This is a genomic window from Clostridia bacterium (assembly GCA_019683875.1).
Classification (GTDB): Bacteria; Bacillota; Sulfobacillia; order RBS10-35; family Bu92; genus Bu92.
Genome location: JADGHN010000036.1, coordinates 1 through 15,354, shown reverse-complemented (window position 1 = coordinate 15,354; position 15,354 = coordinate 1). Strand labels below are relative to the sequence as shown.

At 68.2% G+C, this 15,354-nt stretch carries 16 protein-coding genes and 1 riboswitch; of the genes, 13 read left to right on the top strand and 3 right to left on the bottom strand.

Annotated features, from left to right (window positions below; genetic code table 11):
- The 3 genes from IRZ18_04535 to IRZ18_04525 form a co-directional block, all read right to left on the bottom strand.
- Window positions 1-519, bottom strand: a 519-nt coding sequence (locus IRZ18_04535; protein MBX5476375.1) for a DedA family protein, incomplete at its 3' end; no start/stop codon positions are given.
- 87 nt (window positions 520-606) lie between these two features.
- Window positions 607-759, bottom strand: a complete 153-nt coding sequence (locus IRZ18_04530; GenBank protein ID MBX5476374.1) for a hypothetical protein — start codon at window positions 757-759, stop codon at window positions 607-609.
- On the bottom strand, window positions 756-2,303 hold the full coding sequence (locus IRZ18_04525; GenBank protein ID MBX5476373.1) for an HD domain-containing protein: 1,548 nt from the start codon (window positions 2,301-2,303) through the stop codon (window positions 756-758). Before IRZ18_04525 ends, IRZ18_04530 begins: the two co-directional genes overlap by 4 nt.
- A 112-nt stretch (window positions 2,304-2,415) precedes the next feature.
- Window positions 2,416-2,501: riboswitch (cyclic di-GMP riboswitch) on the bottom strand.
- 221 nt (window positions 2,502-2,722) lie between these two features.
- Between IRZ18_04525 and IRZ18_04520 the strand changes: the two genes are divergently transcribed.
- The 13 genes from IRZ18_04520 to IRZ18_04460 form a co-directional block, all read left to right on the top strand.
- Window positions 2,723-3,079: an NADH-quinone oxidoreductase subunit A gene (locus IRZ18_04520; GenBank protein ID MBX5476372.1), complete on the top strand. Its 357-nt coding sequence runs from the start codon at window positions 2,723-2,725 to the stop codon at window positions 3,077-3,079.
- The gene (locus IRZ18_04515; GenBank protein ID MBX5476371.1) at window positions 3,070-3,654 is read left to right on the top strand and encodes an NADH-quinone oxidoreductase subunit B; all 585 of its coding nucleotides are present in this window, start codon (window positions 3,070-3,072) and stop codon (window positions 3,652-3,654) included. Before IRZ18_04520 ends, IRZ18_04515 begins: the two co-directional genes overlap by 10 nt.
- Before the next feature lie 48 nt (window positions 3,655-3,702).
- Window positions 3,703-4,338, top strand: coding sequence for an NADH-quinone oxidoreductase subunit C (locus IRZ18_04510; GenBank protein ID MBX5476370.1), 636 nt, complete (start codon window positions 3,703-3,705; stop codon window positions 4,336-4,338).
- 50 nt (window positions 4,339-4,388) lie between these two features.
- Window positions 4,389-5,519, top strand: a complete 1,131-nt coding sequence (locus IRZ18_04505) for an NADH-quinone oxidoreductase subunit D (protein ID MBX5476369.1) — start codon at window positions 4,389-4,391, stop codon at window positions 5,517-5,519.
- Window positions 5,519-6,502, top strand: coding sequence for an NADH-quinone oxidoreductase subunit NuoH (gene nuoH / locus IRZ18_04500; GenBank protein MBX5476368.1), 984 nt, complete (start codon window positions 5,519-5,521; stop codon window positions 6,500-6,502). The genes IRZ18_04505 and nuoH overlap by 1 nt, the downstream gene beginning before the upstream one ends.
- A 7-nt stretch (window positions 6,503-6,509) precedes the next feature.
- Window positions 6,510-6,989 (top strand): NADH-quinone oxidoreductase subunit I, encoded by a 480-nt coding sequence (locus IRZ18_04495; protein ID MBX5476367.1) that lies wholly within the window; start codon window positions 6,510-6,512, stop codon window positions 6,987-6,989.
- Window positions 6,986-7,621 (top strand): NADH-quinone oxidoreductase subunit J, encoded by a 636-nt coding sequence (locus tag IRZ18_04490; protein ID MBX5476366.1) that lies wholly within the window; start codon window positions 6,986-6,988, stop codon window positions 7,619-7,621. The genes IRZ18_04495 and IRZ18_04490 overlap by 4 nt, the downstream gene beginning before the upstream one ends.
- Window positions 7,618-7,926 (top strand): NADH-quinone oxidoreductase subunit NuoK, encoded by a 309-nt coding sequence (gene nuoK, locus IRZ18_04485; GenBank protein ID MBX5476365.1) that lies wholly within the window; start codon window positions 7,618-7,620, stop codon window positions 7,924-7,926. The genes IRZ18_04490 and nuoK overlap by 4 nt, the downstream gene beginning before the upstream one ends.
- 5 nt (window positions 7,927-7,931) lie before the next feature.
- Window positions 7,932-9,779, top strand: coding sequence for an NADH-quinone oxidoreductase subunit L (nuoL, locus tag IRZ18_04480; GenBank protein ID MBX5476364.1), 1,848 nt, complete (start codon window positions 7,932-7,934; stop codon window positions 9,777-9,779).
- A 3-nt stretch (window positions 9,780-9,782) separates the two neighbouring features.
- Window positions 9,783-11,255, top strand: a complete 1,473-nt coding sequence (locus IRZ18_04475) for an NADH-quinone oxidoreductase subunit M (protein ID MBX5476363.1) — start codon at window positions 9,783-9,785, stop codon at window positions 11,253-11,255.
- A 3-nt stretch (window positions 11,256-11,258) separates the two neighbouring features.
- Window positions 11,259-12,701, top strand: a complete 1,443-nt coding sequence (locus IRZ18_04470; protein MBX5476362.1) for an NADH-quinone oxidoreductase subunit N — start codon at window positions 11,259-11,261, stop codon at window positions 12,699-12,701.
- A 360-nt stretch (window positions 12,702-13,061) separates the two neighbouring features.
- A complete protein-coding gene (gene nrdR / locus IRZ18_04465; protein MBX5476361.1) occupies window positions 13,062-13,517 on the top strand; it encodes a transcriptional repressor NrdR in 456 nt (151 codons plus the stop codon).
- A 97-nt stretch (window positions 13,518-13,614) separates the two neighbouring features.
- Window positions 13,615-15,354: adenosylcobalamin-dependent ribonucleoside-diphosphate reductase (locus tag IRZ18_04460; protein MBX5476360.1), on the top strand; the 1,740-nt coding region annotated here is incomplete at its 3' end.

Below are 15,354 nucleotides of genomic sequence, written 5' to 3'. Positions count from 1 at the left end.
CCACGTGTGCATGGCGGTCACCACGTCGTCCCAGCGCTCCCCGAGCGCCATGCCCGCCAGGATGATCCCGGCCGACCAGACGATCGCGCCCAGCGTGGTGTAGAAGAGGAACGGCCCGAAGGGCAGCCGGAACACGCCGCCCAGGTACGAGGACACCGAGCGGACGCCGGACAGCAGGCGCCCCGCGAACACGGCCGCGCCCAGCGAGCGGTTCAGCCGCGCCTCGAAGGCGTCGACCTTGTCGGCCGGCAGCCAGCGCCGGCCGAACCGTTCCAGCAGCGGCCGCCCGCCGCGCAGGCCGACGGCGTACGCCACGGAAGAGCCGATGATCGTGCCGAGGACGGACGTCGCGAGGGCGGGCCAGAACGAGAGGTGCCCGATGGCCACGAGGTAGCCGGCATAGGCCAGGATGATCTCGCTGAAGACGGGCATGGCCAGGCTCTCCAGCGCGAGCGCGGCGAAGAGCGCCCAGTACCCGTACGCCGACATGAACTCGTCGAGCAGCGCGAAAGCGCCCATGGGCTCATTCTAGCAATTAGCGGACAAGCCCGGAGGCACGCGAACGCCCGGTGCTGCAAGCCCGGGCGTTCGCGCGTGGGTGCCGGGTCACCACACGAAGTCGGATACCATGGGCCCGTGCTGAGGATGGGCCGAGTGCGTCCCGTGATGCGCGGGCGCGGCCCATGCCACGGATGCCCCGGCGCCAGCCCAGACGGCGAGGACGAGCGCCAGCGCGACCGAAGCCAGGAAGCGCTTCATGGTCTTCCCTCCTTTCCGGCGTCGGTTTCGGCCTCGTGCAGGCGCAGGAACGCGTCCGCCGCGGCCGGATCCAGCCCCGCCCCGGCCTCTGCCGCGACGAGGCGCAACGCCTCGTCGTGCGGGTAGGCCGGAGTCGGGTGGACATCGTACGTCAGCGCGATGTAGAGGTTGGCGACGGCCAGCACGCGCGCCGTGCGCGGGATGGCGCCGCCGGCGAGGCCGTCGGGATAGCCCTGGCCGTCCCAGCGCTCGTGGTGCGACCGCACCGTCTCGAGAACGCCGGCGGGCAGGGGGAACATGGCGAGCATCTCGTGGCCGGTCTTCGGGTGGAGCAGGATGCGCTCGTCCTCGGGTCGCCGGATGACGTCCTCGCGACGCGGGAACGGCGGGAGGGCGACGACGATCTTCCCGATGTCGTGGAAGCGGCCGGCGTGGCTGAGCGCGAGGAGTTCGTCCGAAGGGAGGGACATCGCCTCTCCAAGGCGGAGGGCGTAGTGCGTGACCAGCGAGGAGTGGAGCCCCAGGCGCGGCTGCACGCTGCTGATGGAGTCCGAAAGCGAGAGCAGCGTGGTCAGGTAGTGGATGCGGTCGCGCGTGCGGGAGGGAATGTGCAGGCGCTGCGTCCGGAGGGAGTGCCCGCGGGACAGGACCTCCCCGAGAAGCTCGCTGACCTCCTTCCACGCCGACATCAGACCGGACTGCGCGTAGTACGCGGCCGCGCGGTTGAGCCAGACGATGGCCTGTTCGCGCTCGCCGGCCGCCGACGCGACGAGGCCGAACAGCCGGCTGAGGCGCGCGACCTCCGCTTCGTCCAGCACGCCCACGTTCGCCCACAACGTGTCGAGGGCTCGCGTGCCGAGCTCCAGCGCCGCGTGCGGCTCCCCGCCGCGCAGCTTCACGTGCGCGAGCTCCGTCAGGTGGGAGGCCACGTCCGCGACCTGGCCCTCGGCGTTCGCCAGCCGGATGGCCTCGACGAGGGCGTCTTCGGCGTCCTCCGGCCGGCCGTTCTGGAGGAGGACCATCGCGAGGTTGTGGAGGGCCCGGGAGCGCAGGCGCGTGGCGTGGGTCAGGTCGGCCAGCGCGCACGCCGCGCGGGCCGCGCGGTCCGCCGCCTCCCAATCCTCCCGCGCGATGTGGATGCCGGAGAGCGAGACCTGCACCTGGGCGGCGAGCGTGAGCGTCGCCCCGAGGCCGCACGTCTCCCACGCTTCGAGAGCCGCGGCCAGTGCGCCGTCGAGGTAGCCCGTCTGGTACAGGGTGAGGGCCAGGTTCAGGTGCACCTTGGCACGGTCCTCCGCGGAGACGGTGGCGTCCTCCGCCGCCGCAAGGGCGGCCTCCAACTGCTCGCGGCCGCTCGCGTAGTCGCGGATCGCCGCGTACGCCGCGCTCAGGGCGTTGCTCGCCTGAACGAACGCGGAGGCGTCGCTCGCTTCCTCGGCCTCGCGCCGCCACGCGGACCAGGCGTGCAGGGCGGCGATGGGCAGCCGGCTCTTGAAGTACGCGGCGCCCTGCGCCCGCTTGTCGTCAGTGGTGGTCGTCGTCACGCGCGCTCCTCCCTTCTGCTGCCGCCGCCCGACGAGGCCGTGCCCAAAAGCAGCGCGCCCGCTCGGCCGGATGCCGAGGCGGGCGCCGAAGGGAAAGGCGAACGCGCGATCGGACGGCAGCCGGACGATCATAGCCCTCGGGGCCGTAGACTCCAGGCTTTGCGTCCCCGCCTTTCGACGGGTTTGCCCTTGTCGCCGAGTGACTGTCTGTCGACGCGGTTTGCGGGACATTATACGCCGCGCTTGAAAGGTTTCCTTCTTTTCCCTAGAGGGGGCTTGACAAATGTGGACACGGGGCGCGCGGCGGCGTAGTTGACATAACGCCTCCCAAGACGGCCGCGGCGGAGGCTTGTTCCTTAAATTGACGCTGTTTTGGGCGTCCGATATAATGACCCCGGCGATCGAACGGGGGACACTCCATGCCGTTATATGTCGACCTTGTCGTGTTCCTTCTGGCCGGGTTCACGTTCCCGCTCGTCAACGTCCTCTTGTCCAAGCTGTTCCGGCGCGACTATCCGGACCCGCTGAAAGAGGTCTCGTACGAGAGCGGCATCGTCCCGATTGGCGACGCTCGTGTACGGTATCACATTCACTATTACATCTTCGCCCTCGTGTTCCTGGTGTTCGACGTCGAGGGTCTTTTCCTTTTTCCATGGGCTGTCGTCTTCCGGGACCTGAACCCGCTTGTCGCGTTCGGTGAGGCTCTGGTGTTCATCGCCATGCTGATCGTCGGTTTGGTCTACGCCTGGAAGAAGAAGGTATTGACATGGATCTGAAGCGCCGCTTGCGTCCTGCGGAATGGTGGCGGCCCGTCTCCGGCGAGGCGCGTGCCGGAGTGGCGCCGGCCGTCGAGGGGCACGACTCCGAACGCCTGCCGCCCGTCTGGCAGCACCTTCCGGGCGTCTTCACGACCAACGCGCAGGCGCTCATCAACTGGAGCCGCGCCAACTCCGTCTGGTACATGACGTTCGGCATCGCCTGCTGCGCCATCGAGATGATGCACACGGGCGGCCCGCGTTTTGACTTCGACCGATTCGGCATGATCCCGCGCGCGTCGCCCCGGCAGTCGGACCTGATGTTCGTCGCCGGCACGGTGACGGAGAAGATGGCGCCCGTCATCCGCCAGTTGTACGAGCAGATGGCCGAACCGCGCTGGGTCGTCGCCATGGGCGGCTGCGCCTCCAACGGCGGCCCGTACCACACGGGGTACAACGTCGTCGACGGCGTGGACAAAATCGTCCCGGTCGACGTCTACGTGCCCGGGTGCCCGCCGTCCCCGGAGGCTCTCCTGCACGGGGTTCTGCTCCTGCAAGAGAAGATCCGGCGCGCCTCGTTGCCTGCCGGCCGCTGACGGCGCGGCCGGCGCAGTTTGCAATCTCGGCGAGTGCGAGGGATGGCCATGGAGGAGGATCAGGTGCAAAGCGCCGCCACGGGCGGCGCGAATGCTGCTCAGCCGCCGGAGGGCGACCGGCCGAAGCCGAAGGGCGCCGGGGCGGCCGCGGCGACGCGGCGCAAGGAGCAGAGCCCGCAGCCGGCTCCGCTCGCGCCCGAACTGCAAGCGCTGTTTGACCGCATCAAGAAAGAGCTGCCGGATGTCGAGCGGGACGAGCGCGTCCACGGGGCTCTTGGCCTGCGCGTCGCGCCGGAGCGCGCGCACGACGTGCTCGCCGCCCTGCGCGACATGGACGGCGTGCGCTGCAACTACCTGTCGTGCCTGGCCGCCGTCGACTGGAAGGATGCCATCGAGGTGGCTTACCACCTGTTCAACCTCGACGATCCGAACGTGCGGATCGTGGTCAAGGTCCGCCTGCCGTACGAGGGCGACGAGCAGCCCGAGGTGGACAGCGTGACGGACCTCTGGCCGACCGCCAACTGGCACGAGCGCGAGGCGTACGACCTGCTCGGCGTGCGTTTCCGCGGTCATCCGGACCTGCGCCGCATCCTCCTGCCGGAGACGTACCAGGGCGGCCATCCCTTGCGGAAGTCGTTCGTCGACCGTCGTCCGAAGCGGCAGCGCCTGGTCCGGCCGCGCTGAAGGGGGTGCGCGTCGTGGCGGAACATCCCGAAATCGAAGGCGTTTACACGGTGGAAAGTGCGGCGAGCGCGACCCGCGAGGGGACCGTGCAGCCCCTGACGATCAACCTCGGCCCGCAGCACCCCAGCACGCACGGCGTGTTGCGCGTCGTCACGACCCTCGACGGCGAGACGGTGCTCAAGGCCGACCCGGACATCGGTTACCTGCACCGCAACTGGGAGAAGATCGTCGAGTCGTGGCACTACCCGCAGATCGTCCCGTTCGCCGATCGCAACGACTATCTGTCGGCCATCTTCAACGAGTGGCTCGTGTGCCGCGCCGTGGAAGAGGGGATGGGCATCGAGCTGACCGAGCGCGCCCAGGTGCTGCGCACGGTCTTCGCGGAGCTCAACCGCCTCGTCAGCCATCAGATGTGGTTCGGCACGTACGCCATGGACATCGGCGCGTTCACGCCGTTCCTGTACGCGCTGCGCGACCGCGAGTGGGCCTACGACCTGTTCGAGAAGGCGACCGGCGCGCGCCAGCTGTACTCGTACTTCCGCATCGGCGGGCTGCGCAACGACGTGTCGGACGCCTGGGTGTCCGAGCTGCGCGACTACCTGGACTACTTCGAGCGCGAGGCCTACCCGGCGTATATGGACCTTCTTTACGAGAACGAGATCTTCCGGGTGCGGAGCGAGGGCGTCGGCGTCGTGCCGAAGGAGGTCGCCATCGCCTACGGCGCGAGCGGCCCCATGCTGCGGGCCTCCGGCGTGCCGTACGACGTCCGCCGCGTGGAGCGTTACGGCGTCTATGACCGCTGCGAGTTCGACATCCCCGTCGGCAAGAACGGCGACAACCTGGACCGGGCCACCGTCCGCATGAAGGAAATGGTCGAGTCCATCAAGATCATCCGGCAGTGCCTGGACATGCTGCCGCCCGGGGAAGTGTTCTCGCCGAAGACGCCCCGCGTGATCAAGGTGCCTGAGGGCGACTGGTACGTGCGCGTGGAGAGCCCGCGCGGCGAGCTCGGCCTGTGGCTCGTCAGCACGGGCGGCCTCACGCCGTACCGCATGAAGTGGCGGGCGCCGTCCTTCGTGAACCTGCAACTGCTCGACTACATGACCCGCGGGGAGAAGATCGCCGACCTGATCGCCTCCCTAGGAACCATCGACATCATCCTGGGGGAGGTCGACCGTTGATGCAGCCGGATTGGATCGCCCCCTGGCTCTGGACGACGATCCTTGCGATCGTCAAGACCGTTATTGTCATCGCGTTCGTGTCCCTGAACGCCGCCGTCCTGATCTGGCTGGAACGCAAGGTGTCGGGCCACATGCAGAACCGCGTCGGGCCCCTGCGCGTCGGCGGTCCGGCCGGTCTCCTGCAGTCGGTCGCCGACATCATCAAGCTTCTTGCCAAGGAGGACTTCGTGCCCCGGCGCGGCGACCGCTGGATGTGGTGGCTGGCGCCTTCGGTGGCCTTCGCGCCGGCGTTCCTCGTGTTCTGGGTGCTGCCCTTCGGGCCGCATCTGGTGGTCGAGGACTTCAACGTCGGCCTGATCTTCATCACGGCCGTGACGTCGTTCACGCTGCTGTCGATCTTCATGGCCGGCTGGGGCTCGAACGACAAGTACTCGCTGATCGGCGCGATGCGCGCGGGCGCGCAGCTCTTCAGCTACGAGATCCCGATGGCGATGGCGCTCGTGGCGGTGGCCCTGGCCACGGGCACCCTGAACCTGAGCGCGATCGTCGAGAAGCAGCGGCACATGTGGCTGATCGTGCCGCAGATCCTCGCGTTCCTGGTTTTCTACATCAGTTCCGTGGCGGAGCTGAACCGGACCCCGTTCGACCTGGCCGAGGCGGAATCGGAGCTCGTCGCCGGCTACCACACCGAGTACTCCGGCATCCGCTGGTCGATGTTCTTCTTCGCGGAGTACACGAACCTTTTGACGAGCTCGGCGCTCGCCGCCATCGTCTTCCTCGGCGGCTGGCACGGCCCCTGGTTGCCCGGCTGGGCCTGGCTCCTGATCAAGACGTACTTCCTGGTCTTCGTCGGCATGTGGATCCGCTGGACGCTGCCGCGCGTGCGCATCGACCAGCTCATGGACCTCGGATGGAAGTTCCTCCTGCCGGTCTCGCTGGTCAACATCGCGGCCACAGGCCTCTATCTCGTCGTGGTGAGGTGACGTCGCAATGGGTCTCGTGAATCAGCTGGCGCGCACCGCGGTGACGATGGCCAAGGGGCACCTTGTCACGCTTCGTGAATTGTTTCGCAAGCCGATGACGATCCATTACCCGGATGAGCCGGTGCCGCACCCGACGGGGTTCCGGAGCATCCCCGTCCTCAAGGTGAACGAGGAGTCCGGGAAGCTGAACTGCACGGCGTGCGGCCTCTGCGCCCGCTCCTGCCCGCCGGCGATCATCTTCGTGGAGTCGTACATCGGGGAGGACGGCCGCCGCAAGCAGTGGCCGGCCAAGTTCGACCTGGACCTGTCCCGCTGCATGGTCTGCAACCTGTGCGTCGAGGCCTGCCCCTTCGACGCCTTGGAGATGTCCGAGGACGCCGAGCTTTCGGCGTACGCCATCGAGGACCTGTACTTCACCATGGACGAATTGGCGGCGCTGTGGAAAACGTCGCGCTCCGTGCGCATCGCGGGAGGTCAGAAGGTATGAGCGGCGCCTGGCTCGCGTTCGCCGCGCTGACGGGCATGGTGCTGTACTCGGCGTACAAGGTGGTCAGCACGCCGCTCATCACGCACGCCGCCCTGTACCTGGCGACGGCGCTCGTCGGCGTCGCCGGGTTCTTCCTGATGCTGGAGTCCGAGTTTCTGGCCGTCGTGCAGGTTCTGGTGTACGTCGGCGCCGTGATGACGGTCATCATCTTCGCCATCATGCTCTCCGACGTGCCGGCCCTGGTGGGGGACCGCGAGGCCAGCTTCGTGTCGCGGCTCCTGTCGAAGCGTTACGGTTCGCTGCCGGCGCTCGTCAGCGCCGGCGTCCTGGCGCTCGTGCTCATCGCCTACGGCTCCGTGCGGTGGGCGGCGGCGCCGCTCAAGGGCGCGCCCGAGGCGGTGCACCCGCTCCTGCACGACACGACGGCGCTGGGCAGCACGGGCGTGATCGGGCGCGCGCTGTTCAGCACGTACCTGGTGCCGTTTGAAGTCGCCTCGCTGCTGCTGCTCGCGGCCATGGTCGGCGCCATCGTGCTGACGAAGAGAGATGCCCGCGACGTGCCTCGCCTCGCTCCCGCCGCCGAGCGGGAGACCGAAGCCGAGGAGAGGGGAGGCGCCAAGTTTTGGCCGTGATTCCCGTTCAAGCGTTCCTGATCGTGTCGGCCGTGCTCTTCGCGATGGGGCTCTTCGGCGCGCTGCGCCGATCCAACGCCATCATGGTGCTCATGGGCATCGAGCTGATGCTGAACGCGGTCAACCTGAACCTTGTCGCGTTTGCGCGGTACCTGCAGGGCGCCCTCGTGGGCGGCCAGGTCTTCACCGTGTTCGTGATCACCGTGGCGGCCGCGGAGGCCGCGATCGGCCTCGCGATCGTGCTGCTTCTCGCACGTAAGCGCCGCACGATCGAGGTCCCGGACATCCACGACTTGAAAGGCTGATCGACGTGGTCCAAAACGCTTGGGTGATTCCGCTTCTGCCCCTCGCGGCCTACGTGGCCCAAGTCTTTTTTGGCCGCGCCCTCGGCGCGTACACCGCGTGGGTCGGCGTCGTGCTCATGGCGGCGGCCGCCGGGCTCAGCCTCGGCGTGCTGGCGCAGGTCCTGGGGGGCGCGGGGGCCGCGGCTTCGTTCTCCTGGCTCCAGATCGGCGATCTCCACTTCGACATGGGCTTCCGGGTCGGCCCGCTGGAGGCCGCCATGCTGGCGATGGTCACCGTCGTCAGCCTCATGGTGGAGATCTACTCCGTCGGGTACCTGCACGGGGACGCGAAGTACAACCGGTTCTTCGCCAACGTGAACCTGTTCGTGGCCAGCATGCTGGCCGTGGTGCTGGCGGACAACTTCCTCCTGTTCTTTGCGGCCTGGGAGATCATGGGCCTCTGCTCCTACCTGCTCATCGGCCACTGGTACGAGGATCTCGACAATGCCCGCGCGGCGACGAAGTCGTTCCTCGTCACCCGCTTGGGCGACATCGGCCTCCTCATCGGCATTTTCGTCGTCTTTTGGCACGCGCACAGCCTGAACTTCGCGACGATCAACGAGTCCGCCCCGTCGTGGGGCGCGGGCGTGGCCACGGTCGCGGCGCTGCTGATCTTCACCGGCGCGGTGGGCAAGTCGGCGCAGGTGCCGCTCCACGTCTGGCTTCCAGACGCCATGGCCGGCCCGACGCCCGTCAGCGCCCTCATCCACGCGGCCACGATGGTCGCGGCGGGCGTGTTCCTCGTGGCGCGGACCTACCCGGTGTTCGAAGCGTCCGGCACGGCGCTGCAGGTCGTGGCGTGGATCGGCGGCCTGACGGCGCTGCTCGCGGCGACGATGGCCACCGTCCAGGTGGACATCAAGAAGATGCTCGCGTACTCGACCATGTCTCAGCTCGGGTACATGATGCTGGGGCTGGGCGTGTTCGGCTACGCGGCGGCCCTGTTCCACCTTCTCTCGCACGCGTTCTTCAAAGCGCTCCTGTTCCTCGGCTCCGGCAGCGTGATCCACGCGGCGGGCGGGGAGCAGAACATGCACAGGATGGGCGGCCTGTGGCGGAAGCTTCCGTGGACCACGGTGACGTTCGTCATCGGCGGCCTGGCCCTGGCGGGCATCCCGCCGCTCTCCGGCTACTTCTCCAAGGATGAGGTGCTCTTGGCAGCCTTCCACGCGAATCCGGCGCTCTTCTGGATCGGCGTGGTCACGGCCGGCATGACGGCGTACTACGTGATGCGCGGCATCTGGCTGACGTTCTTCGGCGCGCCGCGCGACGCGCATCTGCATGCGCACGCGCACGAGTCGCCGGCGATCATGGTCGGCCCGCTCGTCATCCTGGCCGTGCCGGCCGTGTTCTTCGGCTGGCTCGGCTCGCCGCGGTTCGGCTACGCGCTACAGCGGTTCATCCAGTTGCCCGGCGAGCACGAGGTGGCCGCGAACCAGTTCGCCGCCGCCTCCACGATCGCCATGGCGCTCGCCGGGCTGGCGCTCGGCCTCGCCATCTACGCGGCCGGCCGTCCGGCGCTGCGGCGCGACCTGATCCGCGCGCTCAAGCCGTTGTACGTGCTCTTCAAGCAGAAGTGGTACTTCGACCACATCACCCTCGGGCTCACCGGCCTGGGCCTGATCGTCGGGCGCATCGTCGGCTTCTTCGACAAGTACGTCGTCGACGGCATCGTCAACGGCGTGGCCTGGCTGACGGGAGCGCTGGGCCAGGCGGCGCGGCGCGCCGCGGTGGGCGACGCCCAGGCGTACATGCTGACGATGGCCGGCGCCGTGCTCGTCGGGCTGGCCGTGTACCTCGGGATGGGAGGCTAAGCGGTGAACGCACCGATTCTCAGCATCGCCGTCTTCGCCCCGGTCGTCGGCGCGCTGGCGCTTCTCCTGGTCCGGGCGGAGAACACCCGCGCGTTGCGCACGCTGGCCACCGTATTCATGGCCGTTCCGGCGCTGGCCATCGCATGGGGCGCGGCGCAGTTCCGCTTCGGCGACCCCAACCTGCAACTCGTGGAGCGCGCGACCTGGATCCCCAGCATCGGTGTCTCGTATTTCCTTGGCGCCGACGGCATCAGCCTCGCGATGCTCGCCCTGTCGGCCGTCGTCGGCCTCATCGCCGTGATCGCCAGCTTCGGCATCGAGACGCGGGTCAAGGAGTACTTCATCCTGTTGCTTCTTTTGCAGACCGGCGTGCTCGGCGTGTTCGCGGCCGAGGACCTGATCCTGTTCTACCTCTTCTGGGAGCTCGTCCTCATCCCGATGTACTTCATCATCGGGATCTGGGGGCACGGCCGGAAGGAGTACTCCGCGATCAAGTTCATCCTGTACACGATGGTCGCGAGCCTCCTGATGCTCGTCGGCATCCTCGCGCTGTACTTCCTTACCGGCGCGAAGACGTTCGCCATCCCCGAGCTCGTCGGCCTCGGCCACACGCTTGCGGCGAACCTGCAGTGGTGGCTCTTCCTCGCCTTCTTCATCGGCTTCGCCGTGAAGGTGCCGGTGTGGCCGTTCCACACGTGGCTGCCTGACGCGCACGTGGACGCGCCCACGCCCGGCAGCGTGATGCTCGCGGCCGTGCTGTTGAAGCTGGGCGCGTACGGTCTCCTGCGGATCACGCTGCCGGCCTTCCCGCAGGCGGCGCACGCCTTCGCGTGGACGCTGGCGCTGCTCGGCGTGATCAACATCATCTACGGCGCCTTCGCCGCGCTGGCGCAGAAAGACCTGAAGAAGCTCGTGGCGTACTCCAGCGTGAACCACATGGGCTTCGTGCTGATCGGGCTCGCCGCCGCGACGCCCACGGCCGTGGACGGCGCCGTGTTCCAGATGGTGTCCCACGGGCTGATCTCTGCCATGCTCTTCCTCATGGTCGGCGTCTTCTACGATCGCCTGCACACCCGGGACATGGAACGCTTCAGCGGCATGTACACGGTGATGCCGCTCGCGGCGACGTTCATGGCCTTCGCGGCGTTCGCGAACCTGGGCCTGCCGTTCCTCTCCGGCTTCATCGCCGAGTTCTACACGCTGCTCGGCTCGTGGACCGTGTTCCCGCAGCTGGTCGTCGCGGCGGCGCTGGGCCTCCTGTTGACGGCCGGCTTCAACCTCTGGATGATGCAGCGCATCCTCATGGGCCCGGTGCGCCAGGAGCAGCGCGGCATTCCGGAGATCAACGCGCGGGAGCTGGTCACGCTCGTGCCGCTGGCGGCGTTCGTCCTGCTGCTGGGCGTGGCGCCGAACCTCCTGACGACGTGGCTCAACGCGCCGGTGCAGGCTCTGGTGCAGCGATTGGGGGGAATGTAGGCGATGTACAACTTCACGAGCATCCTGCCTGAGCTTGCCCTGGCCGCCGGCGCGCTGGCGCTTCTCCTGCTTGGGATCGTGCCGGGCGGGCGCCGGTCGCGCGCGGCGGAGGTGCTGGCGCTCGCCGCGCTCGTCGTGGCGCTGGCGCTGCTGCCGGCCGCGGCGCGCGCCGGCCAGGGCCCGGTGCTGGGCGGCATGGTCGTGCTGGACGGTTTCGGCACGTTCTTCCGGGCCGTGTTGATCGGGGCCGCGCTCGTGGTGGTGCTGACGGGCGCGCGCTACGTGGCCGCGCGCGGGCTGGCCGCGGCGGAGTTCTACGCGCTTCTCCTGATGGCCGTGGCCGGCGCCGACTTCATGGCCGTCGCCGGCGACATCATCTCGTTCTACGTCGGCCTTGAGACCCTGTCGCTCGCGTCCTACGGCCTGGCCGGCTTCCTCGTCGGCGAGCGCTTCTCCATGGAGGCGGCGCTCAAATACTTCCTGAACGGGGCGACGGCCTCGGCGCTCCTGCTGTTCGGGCTGTCGCTGGTCTTCGGTCTCACCGGCACGACGTCGTTGGCCGGCATCGCCTCCGCACTGGCGGCTGGACCGTGGTCGGGCGCCGCCGGCGTCGTGCCCGCGGTGGCCCTGCTGTTTGTCCTGGCTGGGCTCGCGTTCAAGGTGGCGGCAGTGCCGTTCCACCTGTGGGCTCCGGACGTGTACGAGGGAGCGCCGACGCCGGTGTCCGCGTTCCTCTCGCTCGTGTCGAAGGGCGGCGCGCTCGCCGCCATCGTTCGCGTCGTGGCCGTGGGCCTCGCGCCGCTGCACGCTGATTGGCAGCTGGCGCTGGCGGTGCTGTCCGCGCTGACGATGACGGTCGGCAACGTCTCGGCCATCTGGCAGAAGAACGTGAAGCGCCTGCTCGCGTACTCTTCGGTCGCGCACGCCGGCTACGTGCTGGCGGGCATCGCGGTCGGCACGGCGTTCGGGCTGCAGGCGGTGCTCTTCTACATCCTCGCCTACCTGTTCATGAACCTCGGCGGCTTCGGCGTGGTGATGGCCCTGTCGAGCCAGGGCGAAGGCGAGACGCTCGACGACCTCACGGGGCTCGCGCGGCGCTCTCCCTGGTTGGCCGCGCTGCTGACGCTGTTCGCGCTTTCGCTGCTCGGCCTGCCGTGGACGGCCGGCTTCATGGGCAAGCTGCTGCTCTTCCAGGCGACGATCTCGAGCCACATGACGTGGCTGGCGCTCTTCATCGCCATCAACACCGGCATTTCGGCCTACTACTACTTCCTGCTGATCCGCCAGATGTACCTGCGCGGCGAGGACAGGCAGGAACGGGTGCGTCCCGACGCGCTGCTCGTCGCCGGCCTGGCCGTGGCGGCGGCGGGCGTGCTGGTCCTCGGCATCTTCCCGCAATCCGTCCTCGAATGGTCCCAGCTGGCCGCCTTCATGCCTCTGCCCTGAGCCGCCGGCTTGGATTGCGCGCCAGTGGGCGGGGCGGACCTGACGGTCCCCCCGCCCATCGTGTCGAATGCGGTGTCTTCGTGTAGGCCGCCGTCGCCCGTCCCCGCGGGTGAGGTGTGGGCGCGGAGGTCGTGACGGGCATCGCCTTTCCGATCCCGCGCGCGCACGTCTTGTCGAACGGTCGTCCCATCCTGCAGAAGGAAATTCGACCGGATTCGTCCAAACTTCGGCTAGACACTCCAGATATAGGTGGCTTATCATGACGGAGCCGGTATATCTGGAGGTCGGGCGACGCCGCACCGTTCAAGCGGGCGAGGGGCCCGTGAAGGTCGCCGGTCGCCGCCGGCAGGGGGGACGAGCATGCGCTGCCCGTTTTGCGACCATCCCGACAGCAAGGTGCTCGAGTCCCGGCCCACGGAGGAAGGCGCCGTCATCCGGAGGCGGCGCGAGTGCCCGGCGTGCGGCCAGCGCTTCACGACGTACGAGAAGGTCCAGTTCGCGCCGCTGATCGTCATCAAGAAGGACGGGCGGCGCGAAGCGTTCGACCCGCAAAAGATCCTCGCCGGCATCGTGACCGCCTGCGAGAAGCGGCCGGTGCCGTACGAGGCGATCGAGCGCATCGTCGCAGAGATCGAGCGCGAGCTGCGCGGGCGGTTGGACAAGGAGGTCCGGTCGCAGGAGATCGGCGAGATGGTCATGGAGCGTCTCCGGAAGCTGGACGAAGTCGCCTACGTGCGCTTCGCCTCGGTGTACCGGCAGTTCAAGGACATCCAGCGCTTCAAGGAAGAGCTCGAACGGTTGATGGAGCAGCCCTGAAGCGAGTATAATACGAACACATGTTCGCGTCGTGCGGCGCGGGCGCGGCAGGAGGAGACGGACCTTGTCGGAGCGGCAAGAAGAACAGTACGGCGGATTGCCCACGGAGCTGTCGTGGAAGATCTTCATCGACCGGTACACGATCAAGGACCAGTCGCGGCAGTTTCAACCGGGCGAGCTGGCCGTCGTACAGACGAACGATGACCCGAAGTGGCCCAGGAAGGAACTCGGGCGCGTCCTGAAGGTGGACGAGGCCGAGGACCGGGTCGAGCTGGAGCTGCTCACGGGCGCGGACAAGGGCCGGCGGATCGTCCGGCGCCGGCGCGAGTGCGACCGTCCGGTGGAGACCTCCCTGCGCCAGGTGGCGGAGCGCATCGCACGCGGGCTGGCCGCCGTGGAGAAGGATGCCAGGACACGCCGGAAGTGGGAGCGCACGTTCGCCGACGAGATCGCGGCGTTGCGCGTGGTACCGGGCGGCCGCGTGTGGGCCGGCGCGGGAACGGGCATCCCGCTCACGCTCTTCAACTGCTACGTGCTGCCCAACCCGAAGGACAGCCGCCAGGGGATCGTCGAGACGCTCGGCCAGATGATCGAGATCATGTCGCGCGGCGGCGGCGTCGGCATCAATGTGTCCAGCCTGCGTCCCTACCGGGCCATCGTCCGCGGGGTCAACGGCCGTAGCTCCGGCGCCGTCTCGTGGATGGAGCTGTACAGCCTGGCCACGGGCCTTGTGGAGCAGGGCGGCTCGCGCCGCGGCGCGTTGATGTTGCAGCTGGACATTCGCCACCCGGACTGGAAGCGGTTCATCGATTGCAAGAAGGTGCCCGGGAAGGTCGAGAACGCGAACATCAGCCTGCGCATCACGGACGACTTCATGGCCGCCGTGAAGGAGGACCGCGACTGGACCTTCTGGTTCCCGGACACGACGCACCCGCAGTACAACGAGATCTGGGACGGCGACTTCGACAAGTGGGAAGCGCTCGGCCTGCCCAAAGTCGAGTACGAGACGGTGCCGGCCCGCAAGGTGTGGCAGGAGATCATCCAGGGGGCCTGGGAGAGCGCGGAACCGGGCGTCGTCTTCTCGACGCGCCATGAGAAGGACTCGAACAGCTGGTACTACAACCCGCTGATCTGCACGAACCCGTGCGCCGAACAGCCGTTGCCGGCGTGGGGCGTCTGCACCCTCGGCCACGTGAACCTCGCGCGCATGTACGACCCGGACAAGCATGACGTGAACTGGGATCAGCTGCGTCACTCGGTGCGCACCCTGGTCCGGCTCCTGGACAACGTCGTCGACGCCACGCACTACTTCATCGAGGAGAACCGCCGCAACCAGATGCGCGAACGCCGCATCGGGGCGGGTACCCTGGGGCTCGGGGAGCTTTTGATCCGGCTCGGCCTGCGTTACGGCTCGCCGGAGGCCGTGTCGTTCACGGATAAACTCTACCGTTTCATCGCCGTGGAAGCGTACAAGGCGTCCGTCGACCTGGCCAAGGAGAAGGGGCCGTTCCCGGCGTTCGACGCGGAGAAGTTCCTCCAGTCCGGGTTCATGCGGCGCATGCCGGAAGAGGTGAGGGAGCTCGTCCGCCAGCACGGGATCCGCAACGTGACCGTTCTCACGCAGGCGCCCACCGGCACGGTGGGGACGATGCTCGACACGTCGACCGGCATCGAGCCGTTCTACTCCCTCAAATTCACGCGTCAGTCGCGCCTGGGCGTCGACACCCAATACGTGCGCGTCGCCCAGGAATGGCTGGACGCGCATCCCGGCCAGCCGCTGCCCGACTACTTCGTCGGCGCCCTGGACCTGACGCCGGAAGAGCACATCGCGATGCAG